The organism is Alkalihalobacillus sp. CinArs1, from assembly GCF_947387515.1.
Taxonomy (GTDB): domain Bacteria; phylum Bacillota; class Bacilli; order Bacillales; family Guptibacillaceae; genus Guptibacillus.
Genome location: NZ_CANDOB010000002.1, coordinates 90,309 through 115,867 on the forward strand (window position 1 = coordinate 90,309; position 25,559 = coordinate 115,867).

The 25,559-nt window shown below is 42.3% G+C and carries 22 protein-coding genes; 16 read left to right on the forward strand and 6 right to left on the reverse strand.

Annotation, left to right across the window (positions count from 1 at the left end; translation table 11 throughout):
• The first annotated feature begins 128 nt into the window (after positions 1–128).
• The 4 genes from PFZ69_RS08975 to PFZ69_RS08990 are packed head-to-tail and all read left to right on the forward strand — an operon-like array spanning position 129 to position 4,587.
• Positions 129–1,130, forward strand: a complete 1,002-nt coding sequence (locus PFZ69_RS08975) for a TAXI family TRAP transporter solute-binding subunit (protein WP_270180739.1) — start codon at positions 129–131, stop codon at positions 1,128–1,130.
• The gene (locus PFZ69_RS08980) at positions 1,123–1,620 is read left to right on the forward strand and encodes a DUF1850 domain-containing protein (RefSeq protein WP_270180740.1); all 498 of its coding nucleotides are present in this window, start codon (positions 1,123–1,125) and stop codon (positions 1,618–1,620) included. Before PFZ69_RS08975 ends, PFZ69_RS08980 begins: the two co-directional genes overlap by 8 nt.
• A 15-nt stretch (positions 1,621–1,635) precedes the next feature.
• Positions 1,636–3,780: a TRAP transporter permease gene (locus PFZ69_RS08985; protein WP_442865137.1), complete on the forward strand. Its 2,145-nt coding sequence runs from the start codon at positions 1,636–1,638 to the stop codon at positions 3,778–3,780.
• A 15-nt stretch (positions 3,781–3,795) separates the two neighbouring features.
• Positions 3,796–4,587, forward strand: coding sequence for an SDR family oxidoreductase (locus tag PFZ69_RS08990; protein ID WP_270180742.1), 792 nt, complete (start codon positions 3,796–3,798; stop codon positions 4,585–4,587).
• A 13-nt stretch (positions 4,588–4,600) separates the two neighbouring features.
• On the opposite strand, the gene PFZ69_RS08995 is transcribed toward PFZ69_RS08990, so the two are convergent.
• Positions 4,601–6,199: an ATP-binding protein gene (locus tag PFZ69_RS08995; RefSeq protein ID WP_270180743.1), complete on the reverse strand. Its 1,599-nt coding sequence runs from the start codon at positions 6,197–6,199 to the stop codon at positions 4,601–4,603.
• 348 nt (positions 6,200–6,547) lie between these two features.
• On the opposite strand from PFZ69_RS08995, the gene PFZ69_RS09000 reads away from it, so the two are divergent.
• The 7 genes from PFZ69_RS09000 to PFZ69_RS09030 all read left to right on the forward strand — a co-directional run bounded on the left by PFZ69_RS09000 (position 6,548) and on the right by PFZ69_RS09030 (position 16,522).
• Positions 6,548–8,395, forward strand: coding sequence for a histidine kinase (locus PFZ69_RS09000; RefSeq protein WP_270180744.1), 1,848 nt, complete (start codon positions 6,548–6,550; stop codon positions 8,393–8,395).
• Positions 8,370–9,008: a response regulator gene (locus PFZ69_RS09005; protein ID WP_270180745.1), complete on the forward strand. Its 639-nt coding sequence runs from the start codon at positions 8,370–8,372 to the stop codon at positions 9,006–9,008. The genes PFZ69_RS09000 and PFZ69_RS09005 overlap by 26 nt, the downstream gene beginning before the upstream one ends.
• A gap of 177 nt (positions 9,009–9,185) precedes the next feature.
• Entirely contained in the window at positions 9,186–11,645 is a 2,460-nt protein-coding gene (locus PFZ69_RS09010) for a S8 family serine peptidase (RefSeq protein WP_270180746.1), read from the forward strand.
• A gap of 150 nt (positions 11,646–11,795) precedes the next feature.
• Entirely contained in the window at positions 11,796–13,211 is a 1,416-nt protein-coding gene (locus PFZ69_RS09015; protein WP_270180747.1) for a DUF2254 domain-containing protein, read from the forward strand.
• Between the two features lie 385 nt (positions 13,212–13,596).
• A complete protein-coding gene (locus tag PFZ69_RS09020; RefSeq protein ID WP_270180748.1) occupies positions 13,597–14,532 on the forward strand; it encodes a CobW family GTP-binding protein in 936 nt (311 codons plus the stop codon).
• A gap of 4 nt (positions 14,533–14,536) precedes the next feature.
• Positions 14,537–15,547: a permease gene (locus PFZ69_RS09025; protein ID WP_270180749.1), complete on the forward strand. Its 1,011-nt coding sequence runs from the start codon at positions 14,537–14,539 to the stop codon at positions 15,545–15,547.
• A gap of 18 nt (positions 15,548–15,565) precedes the next feature.
• A complete protein-coding gene (locus PFZ69_RS09030) occupies positions 15,566–16,522 on the forward strand; it encodes a TIGR03943 family putative permease subunit (RefSeq protein WP_270180750.1) in 957 nt (318 codons plus the stop codon).
• Between the two features lie 51 nt (positions 16,523–16,573).
• Here PFZ69_RS09030 and PFZ69_RS09035 read toward each other — a convergent pair whose 3' ends face one another.
• Positions 16,574–17,365 carry a CPBP family intramembrane glutamic endopeptidase gene (locus tag PFZ69_RS09035; RefSeq protein WP_270180751.1) on the reverse strand — a complete coding sequence of 264 codons (792 nt, stop codon included), beginning with the start codon at positions 17,363–17,365 and terminating at the stop codon, positions 16,574–16,576.
• 111 nt (positions 17,366–17,476) lie between these two features.
• On the reverse strand, positions 17,477–20,698 hold the full coding sequence (locus tag PFZ69_RS09040; protein WP_270180752.1) for a M36 family metallopeptidase: 3,222 nt from the start codon (positions 20,696–20,698) through the stop codon (positions 17,477–17,479).
• A 253-nt stretch (positions 20,699–20,951) separates the two neighbouring features.
• On the opposite strand from PFZ69_RS09040, the gene PFZ69_RS09045 reads away from it, so the two are divergent.
• The 5 genes from PFZ69_RS09045 to PFZ69_RS09065 all read left to right on the forward strand — a co-directional run bounded on the left by PFZ69_RS09045 (position 20,952) and on the right by PFZ69_RS09065 (position 24,071).
• Positions 20,952–21,722 carry a class I SAM-dependent methyltransferase gene (locus PFZ69_RS09045; protein ID WP_270180753.1) on the forward strand — a complete coding sequence of 257 codons (771 nt, stop codon included), beginning with the start codon at positions 20,952–20,954 and terminating at the stop codon, positions 21,720–21,722.
• A 14-nt stretch (positions 21,723–21,736) separates the two neighbouring features.
• On the forward strand, positions 21,737–22,477 hold the full coding sequence (locus tag PFZ69_RS09050) for a class I SAM-dependent DNA methyltransferase (protein WP_270180754.1): 741 nt from the start codon (positions 21,737–21,739) through the stop codon (positions 22,475–22,477).
• A gap of 260 nt (positions 22,478–22,737) precedes the next feature.
• Positions 22,738–22,908: a hypothetical protein gene (locus tag PFZ69_RS09055; RefSeq protein ID WP_270180755.1), complete on the forward strand. Its 171-nt coding sequence runs from the start codon at positions 22,738–22,740 to the stop codon at positions 22,906–22,908.
• A gap of 15 nt (positions 22,909–22,923) precedes the next feature.
• Positions 22,924–23,424 carry an AAA family ATPase gene (locus PFZ69_RS09060; protein ID WP_270180756.1) on the forward strand — a complete coding sequence of 167 codons (501 nt, stop codon included), beginning with the start codon at positions 22,924–22,926 and terminating at the stop codon, positions 23,422–23,424.
• Positions 23,425–23,540: 116 nt separating this feature from the next.
• Positions 23,541–24,071 carry a small multi-drug export protein gene (locus PFZ69_RS09065; RefSeq protein WP_270180757.1) on the forward strand — a complete coding sequence of 177 codons (531 nt, stop codon included), beginning with the start codon at positions 23,541–23,543 and terminating at the stop codon, positions 24,069–24,071.
• 95 nt (positions 24,072–24,166) lie between these two features.
• Here PFZ69_RS09065 and PFZ69_RS09070 read toward each other — a convergent pair whose 3' ends face one another.
• From PFZ69_RS09070 to spx, 3 genes are all read right to left on the reverse strand, one after another.
• On the reverse strand, positions 24,167–24,397 hold the full coding sequence (locus PFZ69_RS09070) for a hypothetical protein (RefSeq protein WP_270180758.1): 231 nt from the start codon (positions 24,395–24,397) through the stop codon (positions 24,167–24,169).
• Between the two features lie 192 nt (positions 24,398–24,589).
• The gene (locus PFZ69_RS09075) at positions 24,590–25,006 is read right to left on the reverse strand and encodes a universal stress protein (protein WP_270180759.1); all 417 of its coding nucleotides are present in this window, start codon (positions 25,004–25,006) and stop codon (positions 24,590–24,592) included.
• Between the two features lie 103 nt (positions 25,007–25,109).
• Entirely contained in the window at positions 25,110–25,502 is a 393-nt protein-coding gene (spx, locus tag PFZ69_RS09080) for a transcriptional regulator Spx (protein WP_270180760.1), read from the reverse strand.
• Positions 25,503–25,559: the final 57 nt, after the last annotated feature.

Consider the following 25,559-nt stretch of genomic DNA (forward strand, 5'->3'; position numbering starts at 1 on the left):
CCAAAGGGATTTTCACTTTGGTTATTTTTTATGACCAAAAAGACCAAAATGTCCAATATGTTCTAAATATTCAAAATTAATAATGTAAACGTTACCATAAATGAAGAATATAAGAAGCGGAGGGGTACATGTTGAAAACAAAAGTTTTAGGGATTGTGTTACTTGCACTCGCGATGATTATTTCTGCTTGTGGCGGTGGCAGTAATTCAGCAGGTGGGGATAATGGTGAAAGTTCTGGCTCATCTCAATCTCTCGTATTTGGTACGGGAGGCACGTCAGGTACATATTATCCAATTGGTGGAGCGCTCAAGCCAATTTTTGAACAAAGTGATTCGATAGGAAACATTACCGTGGAATCGACTGGAGCTTCAGTAGCAAACATTCAGAACATCCAGGATGGATTGAACCAGATGGCGATCGTAATGAGTGATGTAGCATATGACGCTGTTGAAGGAAAAGGGCAGTTTGAAGGCAATACAGTAGATGTACAAGCACTAGCAGGCATGTACCAAAACGTTGTACAAATCGTAGCGACAGAAGATAGCGGTATCGAATCTGTCGAAGATTTGAAAGGGAAAAAAGTTGGTGTTGGTAAGGTCGGTTCAGGCGTTGAACAAAGTGCAAAGAAAGTACTTGAAGCAGTGAATTTAACGTATGACGATATGTCGAAAGTAACGCATACAGGATATGCGGATAGCGTTCAAGAAATGAAGAATGGAAATTTAGATGCAGCATTCTTTACTTCTGGCGTTCCTAACAGTAATATCACGGATCTTATGCAGCAAAACGATATCACGTTCGTTGAGATCAAAGGTGAAACTGCAGAAGCGCTGAAAGAAAAATATCCGTTCTACAAAGACTACACGATTCCGGCTGGTGACGAAGCAAAATATAACCTTGATAATGAAGTTGTCACTGTTGGAATTCAAAATATGATTGTCGTTTCAAAAGACCTCGATGAAGAGACAGTAAAAGATCTAACAAAACGTTACTATGACTACCTTGGTACCGATGAAGTCGCTGTAGGAGCGCTAAAGCAGCTCGACCGAGATGAAATCGCCAAAGGTCTCATCGCACCGCTCCATCCAGGTGCAAAAGCATTCTATGAGGAACAAGGAATACTTGAATAGAACGAAACGGGGGCATCGTCAAGGTGCTCCCCTTTTTCTAACGTTGTTCTTCCTTTTAGCTCTCGTTCTGTTACTCGCTATTCAAAAAGATGTGCTGTTAGTAGAGGAAGAGAACGAGGTGATCGATGTGTTTCTCACTGCAGATACCTTTTCTGTGAGGTGGGACCATTCTGTTGAGAAGGAAGAATGGGAGGAATTTTTTAAAGTCGAAGGATCAGAACTTATAGTGACTCATACTCGGTTTAAAACTTTCGGAGCTGGTGTACCCAGTCATGCTGGTAAAAAGACGTATATCAAAGATGGCTGGGTGTACATGACAGGACTCGATCAGTCGGTCGATGATAGCCTGTTTATTCGAACCGGTGACGAGACGAAACACCGATTAACAGTAGCTGGACAAAGCGAGAAGCTTAAGGCAAACAGTTCCTTTCACATAACTGTTAAAAAACTTAATCTACTAAAAGCTTTGCTAGTAAAACTTACATGTTAGGTGAGGTGCATGATCGTGAATAAGAAAAATGTAGAAGAATACGACCGCGAGAGCAACGTCCGGTCGACTGATAACGGAATTCTAAAAGTCGTGATTACCGTGTTAGCAGCTGGTTTAGCATTGTTTCATCTCTATACCGCTTATGCAGGGTCGCTCGTTGATATTCAACAGCGAAGTATTCATTTATATACGTTGATGGCACTCGGGTTCCTCATGTATCCATTCCTTAAGAAAAAGGCCGGAAAAGGTACGCCGATCTACGATTACATATTGTTTGGACTTGCGATGGCTGCTGGTGTGTATATGTTGTTTACCGCGGAAAGAATCATTCAATCTGGAGGACAGATCAACACGACTGATTTCATCGTAGGGATCGTGATCATCGTTCTTTTATTCGATATTACGAGAAGGGTGACCGGATGGGGACTTACTTTACTAGGTGCCGCGTTTCTTGTGTACGGGTTTCATGTAAAGCTATCGATCTATCCACAGTTGACTGAGCAGGTCGTCTTCAGTGTATCGAAGCAAATCATCTCTCAGATTGTATTTATAACAGAAGGAATACTTGGGACTGCAATCGGCGTATCAGCGAGCTACATCATTCTCTTTATTCTTTTCGGCGCATTTTTGAGCCGATCTGGGATGGGACAGCTTTTCAATGATCTTGCGCTAGCTGTAGCAGGTCACACAAAGGGTGGCCCAGCAAAAGTCGCTGTTATTGCGAGTGGTTTCTTAGGTTCGATCAATGGTTCAGCGATCGCGAACGTCGTAACGACAGGTGCCTTCACCATTCCATTGATGAAAAAGATCGGCTATCACCGGAACTTTGCTGGAGCTGTTGAGTCTGCAGCGAGTGTTGGTGGGCAAATCTTACCTCCGATCATGGGAGCGGCAGCATTCATCATGGCGGAAAACTTGAATGTGCCTTATACGAAGATCATTCTTGCAGGGATCATCCCCGCGCTTCTTTTCTATATCGGAATACTGCTTCAAGTTCATTTCCGCGCAGCAAAACGCGGCTTAAAAGGGTTACCGAAGACAGAATTACCTACTGTTAAGGAAGTGCTCGCAGAACGTGGGCATCTGATCATTCCAATGCTCATCTTGCTTTACTTGCTTTTCTCAGGAAAAACACCGTTCTTTGCAGCGTTTTGGGCGATCATTGCGACAGTCGTGATTTCCGCATCAAAGCGGATGCTTCCGGTCATTTCGTTACTAGGATTATTCTTGATCTTCCAACCACAGATTACAGCGCTTCTTTCAGGGAGTAGTAGCCCGAATTTACGAGGCGACTGGTGGGAGCTGTTGTTGATCATTGCGGTTCCATTCGTCATCAATGTGTGGAGACGAATGCTGAACTTGCAAGCTGAAGAGATTGGCATCGTAGATAGTGTTCAGGCGTTAGAAGAAGGTGCGAAAACGACCGTTCCTGTCGCGATTGCGTGTGGTGCTGTCGGAATCGTCGTTGGGATCGCATCCCTTACAGGAGTTGCGCTTGAAATCGCAAATAGTATCGTAAGTATCGGTTCGATGGTCAATAGTCCATTGATCCAGCTTGTTATTACGCTTCTTCTTGCTATGGTGACATCGATCATACTAGGTATGGGACTACCTAGTATTCCAACGTATATCATCACAAGTACGATGGCCGCACCGATCTTATTGCAGCTACCGCTCTTCAGAGAGTTGGCTGGATCACCAGAAACAGCAATTTTTGTTGCGCATATGTTTGTGTTTTACTTTGGAATCTTTGCGAACATCACCCCTCCTGTTGCACTCGCAGCATTTGCAGGGGCTGGTATAAGTGGAGGAGATCCGAACAGGACTGGTTTCCAAGCGATGAAGCTAGCGATTGCAGGATTTATCGTTCCGTTTATGTTTGTTTTCTCTCATGAAATGTTGATGGTCGATGCAACTGTGATGAACATCTTGTTGATCGCAATCACATCACTCATCGGTGTGTTTTTATTATCAGTTACAGCAGAAGGGTATTTCCTCACATCACTTTCTGGCTGGATGAGACTCATTACAGGAATCGGAGCCATCCTCTTGATCTACCCTGGTCTGATTACGGATGCGGTTGGAGCGATCGTCTTTATTTTAGTCATGGTCACGAATATTAGTAGAAACAAAGCGAATGAAGAAACGATATCTGCTTAAGAAAGGACTGATTCGATGGATTTAGGATTAAAGGGAAAATCGGTTGTCGTTACGGCTGCTAGTAAGGGACTTGGAAAAGCAACTGCACTAGCTTTTGCGAGAGAAGGTGCTCGTGTCATCATATCGAGTCGGAACAGCGAAGAACTACAAAAAGCATGTGAAGACATTATTGCAGTGACTCATAATGAAAATGTTTCTTATCACGTGTGTGATGTGAAAAAAGCAGAAGACATCACAGACCTCATGAACGTTGCTGTTGAGAAAAACGGTTCGATCGATGTCTTGATCAACAATGCTGGAGGCCCTCCAGCTGGTGGGTTCGAGCAGTTTTCGGATGAGGACTGGCAGAGTGCATTCGAATTGAATCTATTGAGTTTCGTAAGAACATCTCGAGCAGCAATCCCACACATGCAGAAGGCAGGAGGAGGGCGCATCGTGAACATCGCGTCTTCTTCTATCAAACAATCATTGGATAACTTGATTCTTTCAAACACGTTTCGAGCAGGAATCGTAGGGTTAGCGAAAAGCTTATCACAGGAATATGCAGAGGATAACATCCTTGTAAACACTGTCGGTCCTGGGAGAATTGCGACTGAACGAGTGGAGCAGCTTGATGGCATACGTGCTGACAAACTAGGAGTAGCGGTAGAAGAATTAAAAGCACAAACAGAACAGTCGATTCCGATCAAGCGTTATGGGGAGCCTGATGAATTTGCTAAGATGCTCGTCTTTCTTGGATCAGACGCCAACACGTATGTAACGGGGCAATCGTTCGTTGTCGATGGTGGACTAGTAAAAGCTCTATAAAGAGAAAGAAGACTCAACTGATGTTGGGTCTTCTTTTTGCATCGTATGGGATTGAAATGTGAATGGAAGTGCCGGTCTCATCAGAAGAACCGACGGAAATGGTCCCGTTGTGAGATTTTACGATATCAGAACAGATCGAAAGACCGATCCCTAGGCCTTTATCTTTTGTACTATAAAATGGAATACCGAAGTTTTCGATCTCTTCTTTAGACATGCCACTTCCTTCATCATTGATCGTAATCACAACTTCCGAGTCATGGAATGTGAGGCCGATCTCAATATCTCCGCCTTCAGACATCGCGTCGATGGAGTTATTGATGAGATTGATCAATACTTGTTTGAACTGTGATTGATCTATATATAAAGGAACATGGTCACCTGGATCCTTAAAGTAGAGGTTTACTTTTTGTTTCTTAGCAGTGCACCTCATTAGCTTAACGGTGTCACTGATAATCGTGACAAGGTCACAATTTTTCTTCTGACTTCCACCTGGCTTTCCATATAGAACAAACTCATTCACGAGATCATCGATTCGTTCTAGCTCAGATTTAATGATTTCCATATGTTTCGCTTGTCGTACATCAACATCAAGGATCTTTGTAAGTCCGATGATAGAGGTCAGAGGGTTTCGAATCTCATGAGCGAATCCCGCACTCAGCTTCCCAATCGCTGAAAGCTTCTCAGATTGAACGACTTGGTTTTGAAGTTCGATATAAGAAGTGACGTCTTTGAACTGTCCGAAAGCACCGATCAAGATGCCCTCATTAAAGAGAGGGAGAATATCGAACAATACGGTTTTATGATGTTCTGAAAAAGTGATTTCGACATTCTCAACAGGTTCCTGCTCTTTAAGCACATGCAAGAAGCATGGCGAAATATCTGGTAAGATCGTAATCATTTCCCCTACTGCCGATGCTTTCTCTCGTCCAGTGATCATCTCTGCGCTTTTATTAAAGCTGCTGATGACGCCGTCTTTGTTTGTAATCACGATACCAAGTGGAGTAGTATCCATCAGCACCTGGTTATTTATATGAAGTTCTTGGTTTTGTTTCTGTGTGTTGATTTCTCTTTCGATCGAATCAACGGCTGATGAGAGGAGCCCTAAGTGAAATTCGGACGCATGATCTTTACTCGTCATCAACGAGACCGTTCCAGCCGTTTCACCCTTTTTTATTGTAAAAGGAACAGAAAAACAAGCAACGTTCCGGAAACAATCATGGTAATGATCATCACCGATCAACTGGATGGGTTCTCCATACTTCAGTGCGAGAATGATAGAGTTGGTTCCTGCTTCTTCCTCATGAAATTGAATTCCGTTCCTTATTCCGAGGGTAGTGACCATCCTTTGAATGCTATCATCTCCATATGAATCCAGCACGTGCCCCTCTGCATCTGTCGTTACGATATAAGTCGGCGTCCCCGATAAGAAACTGATCAGCTTCTGCATGAATTCTCGTATCGTTGACAGTGACTGTCCGTACTCTAGTTGTCTTTCTTTAAGTTGTTCTGAAGAAAGAGAGTTTGTTAGAACAGGAATCGTTGTAGGATCTAGTGCGTACACATGCCTGCATTTATATTTAGATGTCTCGATGTAGTGTGTAGGATGGCTCATAATAATCCTCTTTCCTTGCGAACTGTAATACCCTTATTGTAAAGGAATCCGCGGTGAAAGAAAAATCCTGTAATCAAAGTCTTCCGTACTACTTAAGTACTAACAGATTTATATCCTTTGTCGAATAGGTTGGTTTGCCTCATTCTGACATAATGGAAATTAACAAACCCGTTCTATACGGGTTGGCCCGGGATTGGTTAGTGGTGTCTCTCCATTTGACCAGTTCCGGGTTTATTTTATGTTCCTATTCTTTTATGAAGTAAAGCAAGGTTTTCTTTATTAAGTCGTGAGAATCGTGTAAAATCATAATATGATAGAAAATTCAGATTAAAGAGTGGGGAGAATGGTATGGGTCAGACGTCTCATCTTCAGAAAAAAGAAAAATACGCAAAGTGGTTTATGTACTTTGTATCAGTTGTTGGATTAGCAGCGTTTGGTTGGATGGTGTTTCAACTGTCACCTCCAAGTAATTGGTGGGTGTTTTTCCTACTTGCTAGTTTCATAGTTGTTACAGAGTATTTTCCAATTGCGATATGGAAGGGGTTCACGTCCCTTAGTTTTCCACTCCTCTATACCCTCTTTCTTCTTGAAGGTCTTCCACTTGCGGTCGTTACATACGCTTTAAGTATTATCGTCGTTAACATCATCCAACGAAGGCCGCTACGTATCATATTTTTTAACCCTTCACAATTGATCATCAGCTTAATCGGAGCAGTTTTTCTTGCTCAGGTCGCATTGGAACAATTTCAGTTTGAGCCTTATTCTTTTAGCTATATTTTAGCGTTAACATTGTTCTTCTACTTCATCAATAACGTTCTTGTTGATCTTGTCTTGCTTATCCGTCCTCAGCCGTACACCGTGCAGCTATGGCGAAAAAAATTCACATCTGAATCCATCAGTGCTCTGATTTCAATTGTTTATATTGCGATCATGTTTTACATCGGGAATCAAAACCGAGGTGTAATCGATGTGTTTTCTTACTTCTTCTTTTTCTCTCCGCTAGTTGGATTAGCATTACTAAGCTCGATCATCGTAAGACTTCAAGCTGAGCGAAATCGGATGACTGCGCTTTTCGCAATCTCTACGGAATTAAATAAATGGCTGCCAACAAAGGATTGGGTTCATTCTATTAAAACGAGTTTGAATGAATTTATTGAAGTCGATGCAAGTGTTCTTTGGGTAAAGGAAGAAGGAGAGTGGATCGTTCGATTTCAAAATGGACAGGTTCAACATGATCATCCTCTAACTGCTCAGGAAGTAGCCGAATTTGAATCGATTGAAGATCTTGTCGTCTACCAAAATAAAAAACAAGAATCAGGGTTGCTACCGTCCTGTTTTAATAGCGGATTGAATTCGTTCGTTTTTGCTCCGATCATTCTAGAAGGAAACTCCCTCGGGATGTTTGCTGTAGCACGGAGCAGAACGAAAAGTTTCAGGCAAGAAGACATCCAATCTGTTGCGACGCTTGCGAACCAGCTTGCTGTAGTCATTAAAACGAGGATGCTGATTTTTGAACAAGAAAAGCGGACTGTGCTCGAAGAACGAAACCGGATTGCACGAGATATCCATGATGGCGTAGCACAGTCGCTCGCAGGAGCCGTGATGAAGCTTGAGACAGCTCACCGAAAATTTTATCAAAAGCCAGCTGAAGCACATTCGATCATTCTCGATAGCCTTGATAAATTGCGATTTAGCTTAAGGGATATCCGAGAATCGATCTATGCCTTAAGACCTTACGAGACAGAGAGAGTCGGTTTGAAGCAGGCGATTATTAAAAGGATCGACGTGATTAAGAGAGATTTCAAGCTCAATATTACGTTTGAAGAGAGAGGGAAACCGATCTCACTTAGCCCTATGGTGGAAAAGGTTATGTTCGATACGTTTCAGGAAAGTGTACAGAATACGATCAAACATGCCGCTGCTACAAAAGTAACGATCCTTCTTAGCTATCAAAAAGAACATGTATTATTGAAGATGACAGACAACGGTGTAGGCTTTTCTCTTCTAGATGCGATGGTCAAAGCAAAGAAGGATCCACATTTCGGTATACTCAGCATGAATGAACAAGCAGAGAAGATCGAAGCTTCGTTACAAATCGATAGTAAAGAGAATGAAGGAACGGAAATTACGTTAACGATACCGAAGCTAGGTCTTGAGGGGGGAATGGAACATGATCAACGTGTTGTTAGTGGATGATCACGCTGTATTAAGGGATGGTATGAAAAACATTCTCGAAATGGAAGATGATATTAACGTAGTCGGTGAAGCGGTAAACGGAAACGAAGTGATGACTCAACTCTCGGCGTGCAATCCTGATGTCGTGCTTATGGATATCAACATCCCAGACAAAAATGGCATCGAACTGACTGCCATCTTAAAAAAGGATTACCCGGATGTAAAAGTACTCGTCTTAACGATGCATAGTCATGACGAGTACTTTATGGCAGCCATTCGAGAAGGAGCGGATGGGTATCTGCTTAAGGACCTACCTTCTGAACAAGTAGTAGAAGCAATACGAACGGTTGCAAAAGGCGAGTCCATCATCGACCCTTCTTTAACAAAAAAACTACTAGGGTACTATAATCAAAAGCAAGAATCTAAAAGTCAAACGGAGCTAACCGAGCGTGAAAAAGAAGTATTGATTTGTCTCGTCAGTGGGATGAGCAATAAAGAAATAGGTGAAAAGCTTTTTATCAGTGATAAAACCGTCAAAATCCATGTGAGTAAAATCTATAAGAAGCTCAATGTGAAAAGTCGTTCTCAGGCGATTATCCATGCGGTGCAAAATCAACTCGTGCCACTACCATAATAACGGTCATGAAAGCCAGGTTTTCGTAAGGAGAACCAGGCTTTTTTTGACTACGCCATTGGTACTATGGGGATATAGTCCTTATAGGTCGGAAATTACATCTTAAGTGGAATAGCTAAATCGTCCCCCATTCAGGATAATAAAAGAAAGAGAATATTCTGAATGGGAGGAAACAAAATGAAAATAAAGTCACTATTACTAGCGATCCTATTAGTAGTTTCTACGCTTTTTGGCACGACGCTACAAACGTCTGCGACAGGAACGGATTCTAACGCAACAATCGGCTCAACGCTTCAAGAGATGATGAAGAAGCAGCTAACAGGATTGGAAGTAATCGTCACCTTTCACGGCGACGGGGGACCCACTTCATCACAGTTAGATGTACTTACCCAATTGGGGATTGCAAAAGGGTTGTCGTTTAAAAGCTTACCGATTGCAGGGGTAATCGCAACTGCCGATCAAATTACGGAACTAGCGAAACAACCTGAAGTGCGTTCGATCTATTTTAATGAAAAACTAGAATATGAGAATGCTGATTCAACTGCACTTACAGGAGTCGATCGTGTCCGAGTCGACGATGCGATGAGGCAAGCGAATGGCGGGTTGCCTGTATCAGGTAAGAACATTGGCGTCGTCGTAAACGATAGTGGCGTGGATGGTACGCATAGTGATATTAAGTTCGGTGATCATCTTGTACAAAATGTACTAGCTTCAACGAATTTACATTCTCTAAATGAACTAGCTCCCGTTACATACGTTGAAGATGTACCAAACACGGATAATAATTCTGGGCATGGGACTCACGTAGCAGGTATCGTAGGAGGAAACGGAGCAAAATCAGCAGGTAAGCATGAAGGAGTGGCACCTGGGGCGAACTTAATCGGGTATGGCTCTGGAGCTGGTTTAGCAATTCTAGATACGATCGGTGGTTTTGACTACGCGTTAACCCATCAAGCACAATACAACATTCGAGTGATCACAAATTCATGGGGAGCGACGAGTGATTCAGGAACAGATTTTGACCCTGAAGATCCAATCAACATTGCAACGAAAAAGTTATATGATCGTGGTATCGTAACAGTCTTTTCTGCTGGTAACTCAGGGCCCGCTGAGTCAACGATCACTGGAAATTACAAAAAAGCACCATGGGTGATCACGGTCGCAGCTGGGGATAAGCAAGGTAATTTGGCTGACTTTTCATCAAGAGGCGTGAAAGGGAAAGGCGGTACAGTTACAGTAGATGGCGAGACGTTCGAATGGGTGGATGAGCCAACGATCACGACCCCAGGAAAAGACATCATCTCGACTCGTGTGATTTCACCAACGACTGGGCTTTCAGCCGATAAAGATGCAGAAATGATTGAGCCAGCATACCTCCCGTATTATACGACGATGAGCGGGACATCGATGGCTGCACCACATATGGCAGGGATTGTAGCCCTTATATTGGATGCGAACCCAGAACTATCTCCACTCGAAGTAAAACAAATCGTTCAAGATACAGCTACGAACATGCCAGGATATGAAGCTTGGGAAGTTGGCGCAGGCTACGCTAACGCTTATGCAGCGGTAGATAAGGCGTTTCATCAATCGAAAGAATACGGCCAAACACTAAATGCTACGAATACGTTTAACGCATCAGTAGATATGGAAGTGAAACGAGAGCCTTTCACAATTGATTACAGTGCAGCAAATGACAATACGTATGATTTCAAAGTTGAAGAAGGAACAACTGAAGTTGTGGCTCGTGCAAATGCAAAGGGATTACTCGGTGAAACAGGAAATACGATCAATCTTGTGCTCACGTCTCCAGACGGAACGGAGTATAGCTCAGGAATTTCAGCTTTGTTCACACTCTACACAAATCGCACTGTTCAAGTAACAGCACCTGAAGCTGGAACATGGACAGTTGAACTGCAAGGATTAAATGGATTAGCTCTTCCGGAATCGATCGATGGGGAATTAACCTTTAAGAAAGCGAATGGATTCAAAGGGTTGAATGATGTTAGTGGACACCCTGCAGAATCAGCGATCAAAGCGGGTGTGTCTGAAAGACTATTAGACACTGATAAAAGAGGGAACTACAAACCAGACAGTAAACTTAAGAGAATCGACCTTGCGAAATTCTTAACGATGGGCGCTGGCGTTGTGCAATCACTGCCTTCTTCAGGAGATAATTTCAGCGATGTGAATTCAACAGACCTTGCTTATGTAGAAGCTGTGACTGCGACAGGTGCGGCACTGAAAGACATAAATCAAGATGACGCAGGTATCATGCTTGGAACGGATGGAATTTTTAATCCTAAAGGCACGGTTTCAAGAGCAGAGCTTGCTTATTCTCTCGTACAAAGCCTTGGTCTAGAAAAAGAAGCGGCATCAACGAACGAGCAGATAACGGTTAAGTATAACGGTGAGCGAATTCAGCTTGAAGACGCTTCAGAAGTACCGACTGAATTAAAAGGCTATGTTCAGCTAGCGCTCGATCTAAACATCCTTAACGCATATTTTGATGTGACTCAGGGTCCATATGATTTAGAGCCAACTGTAACGGCTTCCTTTGCACCAACGAAGGAGGTTACGAAAGGTGACTTTGCAGTAGCGATGACCCGTTTCTATGCAACGTATCTCATGCCATAACATACCGAAAACACGACTCCGGATAACGGGGTCGTGTTTTATTATTTTACTCATTTTTCATAAAGAAATATGAAAAAATCAGGTTAATTCACTTTTGTGCAGGGTAGAAATAGAAGTATTTAAAACTTTGAAGGGTAGATTGGTGATTATATGGGGTTGTTATACTACATTAAGAAATACTTTAAGATGTCGAGGCGTCAACGGAAAATTGAGTTGAAATCGACGCTATGGTTTATGCCCCTTTGGTATATTCTTGGAGCGATCGGTTTATCTGTCTTCACCTTTTATCTTGATTATGTAATTGATATTAGCTTATATCTGCCACCCGCAATCGGTTTTAGCGGACAGACCTTGCAAGTGCTTCTAAGTGCGCTAGTAGGCGGCGTACTGACCTTAAGTGCGTTTACAATCAACTCCTTACTCGTCGCACTGACGACGTTCAGCGGACAGTTTTCTTCCAAAATGCTTGTAAACTTTGTTAGCGATCGAGCGACACAACACGTGCTAGGTATTTTTAATGGAAGCTTTATCTATGTGCTTTTAAACTTCTTATACGTTACACACGGAGAAGAGGAGTTTATTGTTGCGACACCTGTTCTGTCTATTTTAACCGCGATTACGGCTGCAGTGACATTCATTTATTTTATTAACCATACAACAACTTGGATGCAGGTTCATAACATTAGCTTTAATATGAATGCCAAGTCAAAATCCGTTCAGGCATCTCTTGAAAAAGAGTTACGTTCATACCATCTTGAGAAGGAACCAGAATCTCTTCCATCTGAAACGGATGGCAAGATAATCAAAGCGAATCAATCTGGCTACCTGCAAGTTGCGGACTTTTCAAGACTGATCAAACACACGAAAAAAGATGATGTGTTATTAAAGTTCAACGTAAGAATTGGGGAGTTCGTATTAGAAGGTACACCGCTCTTTACTTATTGGGAATATGGACAACGTATTCATCCAGAGCGGTATTTAAAGTATGTGGAAGTAGGCGTCAAGCAAACTGAAATACAAGACTTAGAGTATGGATTGACTAAGCTTGCTGAAGTAGCGATCAAGGCGTTGGGTCATAATGATCCTTTAACAGCAACGAATACAATTCATCAGATCGCTGATTTGTTGAAGACGATCGGGCAGACGAGAAACTTCTCTCCTTATCTATTTGATGAGGATGAGGATCTTCGAATCATGTTAAACCAGAAGAACTTTCCTTATTTCCTTCATAAAGGCTTCGCTTCCATTCGTGAGTACGCTAATCAGAACTCGACAGTTATGACGGAGCTGTTAACGATGATCGCTCTCATGAGTAAAACGATGGATAAAGAGGTCCATCATGATTTGTGGGAATTTGCCCGCCAGACGATATTAGGATTCGATAATTATAGCTTGTATGAAAATGACTGCTTGTATATTCTCGAGCAATTATCTGAGGTTGCGAAGAACACGGATCATCAACAAGATTATCTTTTCCTCCTTGAATATATGTTGCAGCGAGTGAGTACGAAGAGTGCAGCTGACCTGCCTTCACTTAGCTTTTTAGAAAATGAAGGACAGCGGTAAATGGATCACTGTTATTAAGCTAGTGTTTCTTATGAACACTAGCTTTTAGTTTGTTTAAAAACCTAGCATTTCCTTACAGGAATAAACCTTACTTTGATTTACTCTGTAAAATCTTTCAATGTGAAACAGCGTTGTATAAATCGTAATCTTTTCAGTTTTAACAGTATAAGAAGTACCGTTTTCTTACCCACCGCTAGCTGTTAAAGCAACTACGAACATTAGTAATCCTAGCAATTACCTAGTTCCCGATGTCATCAATAAAGATCCTCTTGATCGTGCTGTATGTTATAATATCGTAACAATTTCGATTTGCAAATCAAAATCGTTACGATTCATGTTATGATGTTAAAAGTTAAAAATTAATGAAATGAAAGGAATACATAAAATGACATTACCAGTGTATATGATCAGTGGTTTCCTGGGGAGCGGGAAGACCACGACTCTTCTACATATGATTAAAGAGAGTAAAAGGAGAGGGTTAAAAACAGGAATCATCTTAAACGAGTTGGGAGAAAAAAATGTTGAAGCAGATTACTTTGAGGGACAACACATCAAGCAGTTACTTAATGGCTGTATATGCTGTTCGATCCAAGACGACTTAAAGGAAACACTCAGATCGTTTAAAGATGAAGATATTGATTTACTGTTAATAGAAGGGACGGGCGTTGCGAATCCAAGAGATATAGAAGATGCTTTACTAAGTCTAGAATTCATCGAGTGTTTTGATCTTTATTCAATGATCAGCGTAGTAGACGGGAGTAGCTTTCTTGAATTCCAAAACATCTTCTCAAGTAACAAAGAAGTACGTAAACTGCTACATGAACAAATCTCTTGTGCGACCATGGTTATCCTTAACAAAGTTGATCTTACAAAACCCGGAGTGCTTTCAAAAGTAGAGAAGAAGATCAACGGCATGTTGAAACAAGATGTACCGGTATTCCAAACATCCTTTGGAGAAATTGATAGTGAGGAACTATTCGAGAAACGCTATATGCGTTCGAACTTGAATTCACGACAAACGGATCCACATCGCCATAACCACTCTACGATTCGCTCGATCAAAATAGAAGATGTCCCTACCTTGAATCGTATTCAGCTAAATAAATGGGTAGAAAATTTACCGAAAGAGGTCTTAAGAGGAAAAGGAATCGTAGAATTTAAAGAGACTCCTGGACAATTTCTAATTCAGTTTTCTTCAGGTAAATTACGTTTTGAACGAATAAAGAGTAGAGAAGAGTCGAATGTGATCATCTTGATTGGTGACGGGTTGAACGTTGAACAATTGAATACTAGTTTACAAGAGTTAGCAACAGGGAGCTGAGCTTGTGAATAGCTGGATCGTTAATGGTATAAAAGATCTTGTTGGGATACTTTTGTTTGTCATATTCGTCACGTTATTTCTTTTCAATACCCAGGTGCTCGACTACTTCGATATCGTCGTTTCTGACACTTGGTTAAACGTAAATGTTTTATTTCTCAGTATTCTGTTGGAGGCCGTTCCATTCGTTTTACTAGGTGTATTCGTATCGGCACTTATCCAATCGTTTGTATCTGAAGAACTTCTACAAAAGGTGCTGCCTAAACATGCTTACTTAGGCTTGGTGCCTGCAGCACTACTTGGAGCAGTATTCCCAGTTTGTGAATGTGCGATTATTCCCGTAGTAAGAAGATTGATCAAAAAGGGGATGCCGCTTCAATTCGGTGTGGTTTTGCTTATGGCTGCTCCGATTCTAAACCCAATTGTAGCCGCATCTACGTATTACGCTTTTCAGAATGACCTTACGATTCTTTACTTGCGAATGGGTCTTGGCTTTGTTCTGTCGATTGTGATTGGGTTTGTCATGTATCAACTTTTTAAGAATACAAATCAATTAAGATGGACGAAAGAAGAGCTTATTGGAAGGACAAGCTATACAACGACGATGAAGAGGAGCAAGTGGAAACAAACTCTTTATCATGCTAGTGACGAATTCTTCGATATGGGCAAATATCTGATCGTTGGTGCGTTTTTAGCGAGTGTTGTAAACGGGTTTCTTGATCGGAATGTGCTTGCATCGCTTACGTCTAGTGAAGGTGGTTCAACTGCGATCATGATGGGATTCGCGTTCATCCTATCTCTATGTTCAGAAGCAGATGCATTCGTAGCTTCCTCATTCTCAAATCAATTTTCTAGTACGTCCTTACTAGCATTTCTTGTTTATGGACCCATGCTAGATTTAAAGAATCTATTTATGTACTTAGCATATTTTAAAACGAAATTTGTTTTAGCCCTAGTAATCACGATTTCAATCGTAACGTTTTGTTCAATCATGCTGGTCGATAAATTTCTACTATAAGAGAGAGGAGAAAGAGATTTGGAACGAGAGAATAACGCATCATTGCAGTTTCATATGTTTTTAAGAGCGATCATAATGATAGGGTTTTCTCTACTCATTATGAAGTTCATCTTGAATGAAACCATTCAGTTGTATATCGCCCCGAAGATGCTTCCGTTTGTGTATTTTGGTGGGGCATGCTTCTTCCTTATTGGAATCTTTCAGTTCTTTAAAAGCTTGTCATCGAATCTTGCAGAGGAAATTGAATGTAACTGTGGTGCTGATCATCAAATGAAAGGGTCGTTCGTTCGGAAGACGATCATTTATTTGTTATTCATCCTACCAATCGTAGGGGGATTAGGATTACCTCAGAAAGTAATCGATAGCTCCGTCGCTGCAAATAGAGGGATTCAATACGGTGGAGGTTTGTACACGAAGCCGCCTGGTAGCTCAGCTGCTGCTGAAGATTCCAAGAATACACAAGATGTCGATGCGTTTCTTGAAGATCCTGAAGGCTATTTGAAAGAAATGGATGAGCGAGTGAAGAACGAAGAGAATGAACCGTCAGACGAGATGGTCGGCTATTCGATGGATCATAGTAAGTATGATGAGCTTGCAGAAAAATATTCGAAGAAGACACACATTAATGTGACCGATAAAAATTATCTTGATGTCATTACAACGATTGATCTTAACCTAGATCAATTTATTGGAAAAACATTGACCATTAAAGGGTTTATCTATCGAGAACCAGGTTTTGAAGATAATCAAGTTGTTTTAGCAAGGTTTGGGATGAACTGCTGTGTTGCTGATGCCAATGTGTATGGAACGATGGTTGAGGGCGATAAGATCGCTTCGCTTGAAACGGATACATGGGTAGAGGTGACTGGCACGATTGAAGAGACTTCCTTTAATGGCCAAAGAATGATGCTCCTAAAACCAGATCAAATGGAGAGAATCGATGCACCAAAAGATCCATATGTTTACCCGTATTAAGCGGAATTAGCAAAGGCTTATGCATCGTTAAGCCTTTGCCCTTCATCACACTTAGTAATAGATCGGAATGAATAACAATTGAAGGGCGATATGACTGAACATATGTCCCAACACCGCATATTCAAACCCTTTCTTCCAATACAAATACCCAAAGAAAAGACCACCGATTCCGTTGAGTAAGAAGCTTCTAATCGTTAAAAGTGGTGTTAAATCGCCTAGCATCAGCTGGGTTGCAGGGAGATGTCCTGCTGCAAACAAAGCAGATGCGATTATGATTGCAATGACGTAAGTGGTGGCAGGGATGATCTCCTTCTTACGATTGAAAGCTTTGTTTATGATCCAAACTAGGAAAGACATCAGGAATAATCTCATTAAAATCTCTTCAAAAACTCCGCCATACATTACGCCAACAAATAAACCAAGTGGTGAAAAAGAAGGTGTGTAGGCACTCAGTGCAGGGATATGAGATTGAAAAAAGAATCGATCTCCTGTTGAAATTACAAATGCAGTGATCAAACCAAATAGCAATGACAGTAGCAGCGACCTCGTATGGAGGCTGACCTTTTGCTTAGTAACCAATCCAGGCAGAAGCTTGAGCGATAAACCGGTTCTTTTCGCAAGTTTCATTCCTAGAAAAGCTAAAATGAAGGATACGATGAAAAGTTGAATGGCTGTGATCAATGATAAAACGCTTATTGGAAATGGAAGCGTGCTTATTAGTTCAGCATGTTGTTCAGGCATAGTTGTTTTTAACGTCTCAAGTTGATAAGGGACCACAAAAAAACCTGCGACTAAGCAAAGTGATGATAGGATTAATGATACGTATATGTCTTTTTTATGCATTTCCTAGACTCCTTTCTTAAGCTCATTTTATATGATATATCTTGGAATGAGTTTATATTTTTCAAATTAAATAAAAAAAGCGAGCTCGAAAATCCGAGCTCGCTTTTTTCATTAATATGGACTAGAAGCAGTTAACGTAAACGGGACGTTAGCGCCTGAATAGAGTCCTACATAAACATACTTTGTGCCACCGGGGATGACGCCAGATTCGTTGGCACCTGATGTTGCTACTCCACCGATTTGTTCGAAGTTCTTGTTGTAGAAAAATACATCAAAATCATAGTCAGCAGCAGTGCTTCCACCTTCTAACGTAAAGTTATGAATGCCATCACCATACTGCTCTGGAAGGGTAACAACGTAACCATCTGAACCTTGAGAAGCTGGTTCTGGATTCTGGGTAGTAACAAACTCGTTTTCTGTCACTGCAAGGGTAGCAGGGACGCCGGCCAGGCTGCCAATTCCTGTTCCAGCGTTACCAGCTTGTACGGTACCTTCCGCAACAAAAGGTTCTTCAGGTGCAACCGTTACAGGTTCGATCTTTGCTTTTTTCGTAGCAAACGCTTGGATCTCAGCAACTTGAACATACCCATTCGAGTTATCCTGAGAATCATGTGCGATAAACTTTAGGTATTTGGCTTTAACCGGCTGATCAAGGTCAAATCCTTTGTAGTGTAGGTCAGCGATCGTCGGTCTAGGATCTTGAGCTGTAAATTTCTCTTTTACAACGGTCGTCCAGTTCTTACCGTCCATCGATGTTTGAACTGAGAAGTTTTTCAGTGTGGCAAAGCGTCCTTTTGAAACATCCTTAGCTGCGCTCACCTGAATATGAGAAACATCGACCGCTTCGTCACCAGCAAGGTCTACAATAAAGTCTGAGCCTTTGAAACCATTTTCCTGGGTGTCGGATGCATAGACGCTTGCTTCTGTATCATCGATCGCTAGTTTAACAGGATTACTATCAGATTCACCGGATACGTCCGTAACAGTAGCGCCGTTAAAGGACGAAGCAACGTTTGGTGCCAGCTTGAATTTTAAATTATTGGTCTTACCTGGTTCGATCTTTACGTCTCGAATCGTACGTGAGCCGTATCCGCGTGCCTGGATGGTGATTTCATACGTTCCTTCCACTACATACTCTGCGAAACCGCCTGTACTTTCTGTAACAGATACTGGGGTCGTTCTTGCTTCAAATTCTCCAATCATAATGCGAGCATCCTCGATCGGCTGTTTTGTAGACGCATTGATAACTTGACCAACGAGCTGACCGTTTCTCACTCCATCAGGATGATTGAATGCAGGGATCGGGTCTGTGTCGTCACCTCCGTTAGAGAAAGCGTCAGAGCCGAGTCCACGCTGAGCGAAAGCTGTCCAAAGTGCATCATAATGCTTTCCATCATAGCGTTCGAAGTCTGCAGCGATAATGGCTGTTCGCATCTCCTCCATGGAAGGCTCAGGTACAGATATCGGCATCGCATCCATGACAAGTTGTTCAGCGATCGATTCTCCTTCTTCTTTTCCGTACTGATCGATTAATTCTTCCCTCATCTGCCAAAGAATCGCTGCCCAGATATCGCCATCAGAGTGTACTTCAGGACCAACGATATCATAGCCGATATCACCATAGTTATAAGGGGCATCATCAAGTGCATAGCTCCGGATTCCTCGTTCTTCATTTCCAGTTACGTAAGCACCGACGACTGGTTTATCTTGAAGTCCGTTTTTGATGAGGTAGTGCATGCCGTACCAGTCACCCCAGCCTTCACCCATCGAGCCTGATTGGTGACTGCCGAGTGCTTCTCCACCAGCGACGAGACGATTCGATAACGCGTGTGAGTATTCGTGATAGATGATTCCAGCGTCGAAGTCGCCGTCAGCATAGTTTCCTTCAAACGCCCCTGGGATTGGCTCCCACAGGAACATACCGCTCCATGCAGGTATACCGTCAGGAAGCGTCAGCATGTACGCATTGTCACGACCAGTATAAGTTGGGGCACCGCCTGATGCTGCGCCAGCTTGAACGAGACCAAGAATCGCATCGCCGCCAAGTCCGCCTTTCCCGAAGTTCGAAGCCTGCAGGTTACCTGCTTCTTCTACCCAGCCAAGGTTATAAAAGTAATCATGAAAAAGGTTATGGTGGTAGAACAAGTTTGTTGACGCGCTGTTCACATCGTCCGCATACGAAGGAGGAACGGTCTGTCCATTCGTCTCACGCCACGAATCTTTGAACGTAAAACTGAATTCACCTAACGGAGCAACAGGGCGAACGGCCTGATCGGCAGGGACTAGGAAGTTACTCCAGTTAGCGTAGGAGTTTGCGTTGTTACCGAAAGTCGTAACGCCAAGAGGGCTTCCTGGAATCAACCAGCCATTTGGAGAAGCTTTTGGATCACCCTTAAATGATTTAACGACCTGTGAGCCGCCTTTCGCTGAGCCTGGATAATTTTCAAAAATGAGTCCTTCAGGATCTGCTACATGATCAACAAGCGAACGTTTGTAGAGCTGTTCTCCCGTCGCTGCGTCTACGACGATCTCATGGCCTTTGTCGAGTTCCTCGATGAAAAGAACGCGGTAGGCAGGACGAACGCCATCTTCTGTAATGAACGTTGCTTTCTTCACGCGTTGAACGGTAGGAAGGATCCCAGCTCCGTCAAACACATCCCAGCCGTTTTTTGTTTCAGTTAATTTCGGTGTGAAAGAAAGGGAGGCATTTTCAAAGGAGATCGCTTTGCTCAGCGCTTCTGCTGAAGATAGCTCAAACGTATCTGCTAACGTTTTTGCACGGCTCATGTTGCCAGTTACGGAAAGGATCTTTCCTTCTTTGTTCACTGCGACGATCACACGTCCTCCATACACGGACTCGATGCCGTCAAAGGTTTGCTGAAATGTGACAGGCTGAAGTCCTGTTCCTTTCATCGCATAGTTGCGTGTTACGTTTAAACGATCGATGTCAGAAGAAGAAAGCCCGAACATCGCTGCGTTTTCTTTTAACCAATCACGCGCGATCGTTTCAGCATTTTTGTTCGAAGCCTCTGTTAGGTAGCCTTGTTCCTTTATGATCATAGATGGTGTCCCAAAAAGTGAGTTCCATTTGATTTTTGTTCCCGTCCCCGCTGTATTGATGAACGAGTCAGCAGCACTCAGCTGTTCAGCAGTTGGCATCACATCGTTCAGTACATTTCGAACGTCCATCAGAGAGGAATGGTGTTCATGATCCGTTACACTTCTCTCAACAATCGGACCTGTAACGTTAGAAGCACTTGCTCCACTCGTCGTAAAAAGCGAGCCAGCCATTACCCCTACCCCTAGCATTGAAACTAATTTGCGTTTGTTCATAACTTCAATTTCCTCCCTATTTTAGTAGCATGAATACGAATTTCTATCAGTCTATCAAGGTTCCCTCTACAAAATGTGCGCTTTACTGACAAGAGCCTATAAGGTTGGTTTGTTGGCACTAGAAGGGAATACAACGAAAGGAGTATAGGAGATAGGCAGGATGGAAGACCGTCTTTGTAAAAGGGAATTGTTGAGGGAATCTAGAAGAAGTAGGGTGGAAATTCGTAATACTAGAAAACGAGGGATGGCACTTATGAAAATTAGTCAACACAACAGTAAAGCATGGGATGAAAAAGTAAATCAGGGTAGTCGGTACACGAAATACGTGAGCTATGACCAAGTTGAGAACGCTCGACGTGGTGACTGGGCGATCAGCGTTACAACTGAAAAACCTGTACCTAGAAATTGGTTTCCACCTACACTTAAAGGACTAAGCGTTCTGTGCCTCGCTGGAGGCGGAGGGCAACAAGCACCACTACTTGCTGCTGCTGGCGCAGAAGTTACAGTGGTCGATATGTCTGAAAAGCAGCTTGAGCAGGATCGCTTTGTAGCAGAAAGGGACGATTTATCGATCAAGACAATAAAAGGGGACATGTCAGATCTGAACTTTTTCGATGATGAAACATTCGATCTCATCGTTCATCCCGTTTCAAATGTATTCGTGGAAGATGTGTTACCTGTTTGGAAAGAAGCTGCGAGAGTGTTAAAAACGAACGGAACGCTGATCTCAGGTTTTACAAATCCTGTGTTATACCTTTTTGATGATGAACAAGAGGAGAAAGGGATTCTTGATGTTCAAAACTCGATACCTTTTTCATCGGTCGAAGAAATGAAAGCGAAAGAGCGAGATGCAGGGAATGAAACGCTAGAGTTCGGTCATACGTTAGAAGATCAAATCCAAGGACAAATCGATGCTGGGCTTATGATCGCAGGATTTTATGAAGATGACTTTGGAGGAACTAGGCTGATCGATAACTATATCAAAACGTTCATCGCTACGAAGGCGATCAAACAATCTACCTAACATCGGAGGAAGAAATGGAATATACAAATTCATCAGTTTACGATAATCAAACATTTTACGACAACTATATGAAAAGAAGACATCGTAAAGAAAGTCCGAATGACTTGATCGAGACACCTGCTTTATTGAAGCTTCTGGGATCTGTAAAAGGAAAACGAATTTTGGACCTCGGGTGTGGAGATGCATCTCTTGGTAACCTGCTTAGCGAGTGCGATGACTACACTGGCATAGACGGTTCTGCCAATATGATCGAACGTGCTTCACAAAACCTGCACGGGACGAATGGCCAAGCTATTCATACTAGTCTTCAAGATTTTGATTATCCTGTCGCTGCTTATGATACCGTTGTCTCTCAGTTAGTTCTTCATTATATAGAAGATTTAGAAGAGGTACTTAAGAAGGTAAAGCGTACGTTAAAAGAGGATGGGAAGTTCGTATTTAGCGTACAGCATCCGCTCCTTACCGCATCGTTTGAAAGCATGAAGAATGGAAAACGATCGAATTGGATCGTTGATGACTATTTTGTAAGTGGAAAAAGGGTGGAACCGTGGATCGGTGAACATGTTGTGAAATATCATCGTACGATTGAAGAGTATTTTATGTTGTTGCAACATGCTGGATTTGTCGTAGAAAACTTGAGGGAAGCAACGCCGATTAAAGAAAACTTTGCAGACGATGAAGAGTATGAGAGAAGAAGGAAGATTCCATTGTTCCTCTTATTTTCATGTGTGAGAAAAGAAGAAGCTGGCGAATGATCGAGAGCTTCAGTTTGCCGAGAAAACGTTAAGAGCTATGGATGCTCTCTTTACTAAGTTTTTTAATTCAAATAAACGAATGAAATTAACGCGATATAACTGGCTAGGATAGCTCCTACGTCATAGGGACCAGAATATCCTAGGTTTCCGAAAAAGTAGAAGCTGGCAACTCGTCAGCTTCTTTCTTTATGCTATCATTGAAACTTTTTAGTCTTCCAATCGTACAGTAGGTAGAGAGTTTTTTTACAGGAGGCGGTACGATGACGTTAATAGGAATCATCATGTGGGGTTCAATCGCATTATTAGTTATTCTAGGCTTTGCACTCGAGAAAATCTTTGGAATGAAGAAACCTACCAAGTCAGACAGGCAGACGAGTGAAAGTGCTCATATCCTTGACCGAGCTAGAGACAATAGCGGTCCACCGGTATAAACGGAGTGTATCGTTATGGGAGTTAAGAATTATCTGATTGAAGGTGTCTCGTGCACAGGTAAAACGACGGTGTGTAACGAGTTGCAGCGAAGAGGTTATCATGCCATTCATGGAGATCGTGAACTGGCTTATCAAGGGGATCCTAAGACAGGTGAACGAACGGATACCGCTGCGCACGAGAACCACATTTGGGATATTGATCGACTAAAAGCACTGATCGAAAACAAGGATGAGGAAGCAACATTTTTCTGCGGTGGATCTAGGAACTTTATGAAATTCATCGACTTGTTTGACGAGGTGTTCGTCCTTGAGGTCGACAGCATTACACTGAAGAAGCGACTTCTTGAACGTTCTGAGCAGGAGTTTGGTGGCAAGAAAGCGGAACGGGAGCTGATAATGCGGCTGCATAGTACGAAAGAAGACATTCCAAAAAACGGAGTGATGATAAACGCAACCGCATCGATCGAACACGTTGTTGATGTAATCGTTCGTCAATGCGAAGAAACGAAAGGCTGAAACAACGCTCGCGGAAAGCACAGGTATACCTGGATACGAAGATTCTCTAAGTTAGTGAGTGCGTTAGAGAACGAGCGATCTAGTTTCACAAATGATTAAAAAGGAGAATGGAAACAATGTTCCTTTCGTATCTATTGGTGTTTATCCTGGCAGCGGTTCCGCTGTTTGAACTTGTTGCGGTCATTCCACTAGCGATCATCGGAGGTTTGTCTCCGATCCCGACAGCGATACTTGCTCTTTTAGGAAATGCACTGACAGTCGTTTTGTTGATTGTCTTTGTCGATAAAGTAAAGAGTTGGATGGGGAAGCGAAAACAAAAACGCATGAGAGAAGGTACACAAGACGAGTCCATCGAAGCGAATGGTGAAGGAATGGAAGAGTCGAAAAAAGGGAAGCGAGCAAAAATGCTTTTTGATAAGTATGGTTTACCTGGATTAACACTGATCGGTCCTTTTTTTGTCGGGTCTCACATCTCAGCGTTTATGGGGATGAGCTTCGGTTCAAATAGGAGGAAAGTAACAAGCTGGATGATGATCAGTTTAGTTTTTTGGACAGCGGTTATGGCTGTAGGCACAAGCTATGGTGTGACATTCTTTATGCCGGATGTTGAAGAAAATGGTGTGCTGATTCGCATGTTTCAAAACTAGCTTTTTTTGATAGTAAGGTCACAAATGGATACTTAGGCTATTCTATAAAGAAGGGGGACCCACAACGGAATGGGTCCCCCTTCTTAGGTTATAACCTAAAGAGTTACCAATACCCCCGCTATAATGGCGATGCCAGAAAGAATAAAGAACGTCTGGACAATTGGCCAAGGTAGGGATTTTAATACGTAGACGATGGTATCTGTATAAAGGCTCCCGCCTCCACTTTCGTACCGATTGATAAAATCTTCTTTGTTAAACTTGAATAGAAGGATCGATAACGATAAGAGGACGATGAGTATAACTAGCGTTCCAAATATCAGATTCATGTGTTCACCTCTAAGTTGATTAAACGAATTAGTAGGCCTTTCACCTTATCCTAACAAAATCTCCTAATTCGACTAAAGGGGTATCAATATCTTACGTACGGATAAGTTGCAGAAATGAGGGGGTGTGTTGCGAATAAAAAAACAGCATGGAATGGCATCACGCCTCCAGGCTGTTCTTGTTATAGCAAAGGTTTATTTTACGACGAGAACAGGGCAGCTTGCTTTTTGAATGACTTGATGACTGACACTTCCTAGCACCATTTCTTGTAAGACGTTCAAGCCCCTTGTTCCCATCACGATGAGATCGACTTCGTTTTCTTCCGCATACTTAACGAGTGTCACAGAAGGATCTCCTCTAAGCATGTTGATTTCATATGTTAACTTCGCTTCTACGGCTTTTTGTTCGACGGCACGAAGTTTATCTTTACGATCTTCTTTTATACCGAGAGAATCCCAGTTTCGTAGAACATCATGTTTGGATGTGTCTCCGTCAACCACATAGATGACGTCGACCTGTGCATCCGTTAGCTTTGCTAACTTGATCGCTTCCTCTGCTGCTGTAACAGAGTCTTCAGATCCATCGGATGCCAGCATAATCTTCTTGTACATAGCCATACTGCCCCCAAGTCAATTGTATTGTTCCATCTAATATCTATACCCATTTAAAAATAAGGTTAATCGTACAAAAAAAGCAGGCGGAGTGTGCCTGCTTTTAAGCTTGCTGAAGAATTTGCTCTAGTTGAAATGCTCGTATTTTCCTAGGGAGGAAACTTCTTATTTCGTCTTCGTGAAAGCCTACTTGTAGGCGTTTTTTATCGAGTAAAATCGGTCGTTTTAATATGCCGGGGTTTTCTTTTATCAAACTATATAGTTCTTGTAGAGAGAGCTCATCGAGTTCTTGTTCTAGAGCGACATATGCTTTTGAACGTTTGGATATAATTTCTTCTGTTCCCTTTTCTGTCATTCTGATGATCGCCTTGATTTCTTCCTCGTTAAGCGGCTTAGAGAAAATATTGCGCTGTTCATAAGGAAGATCGTGCTCTTCTAGCCACGCTTTCGCTTTTCTGCACGAGGTGCAGCTTGGCGATGTATAAAGTGTGATCATGTGATTAACCTCCATAATGGATTTATACATTGATCTGTGTACAGCGTACATCATTCA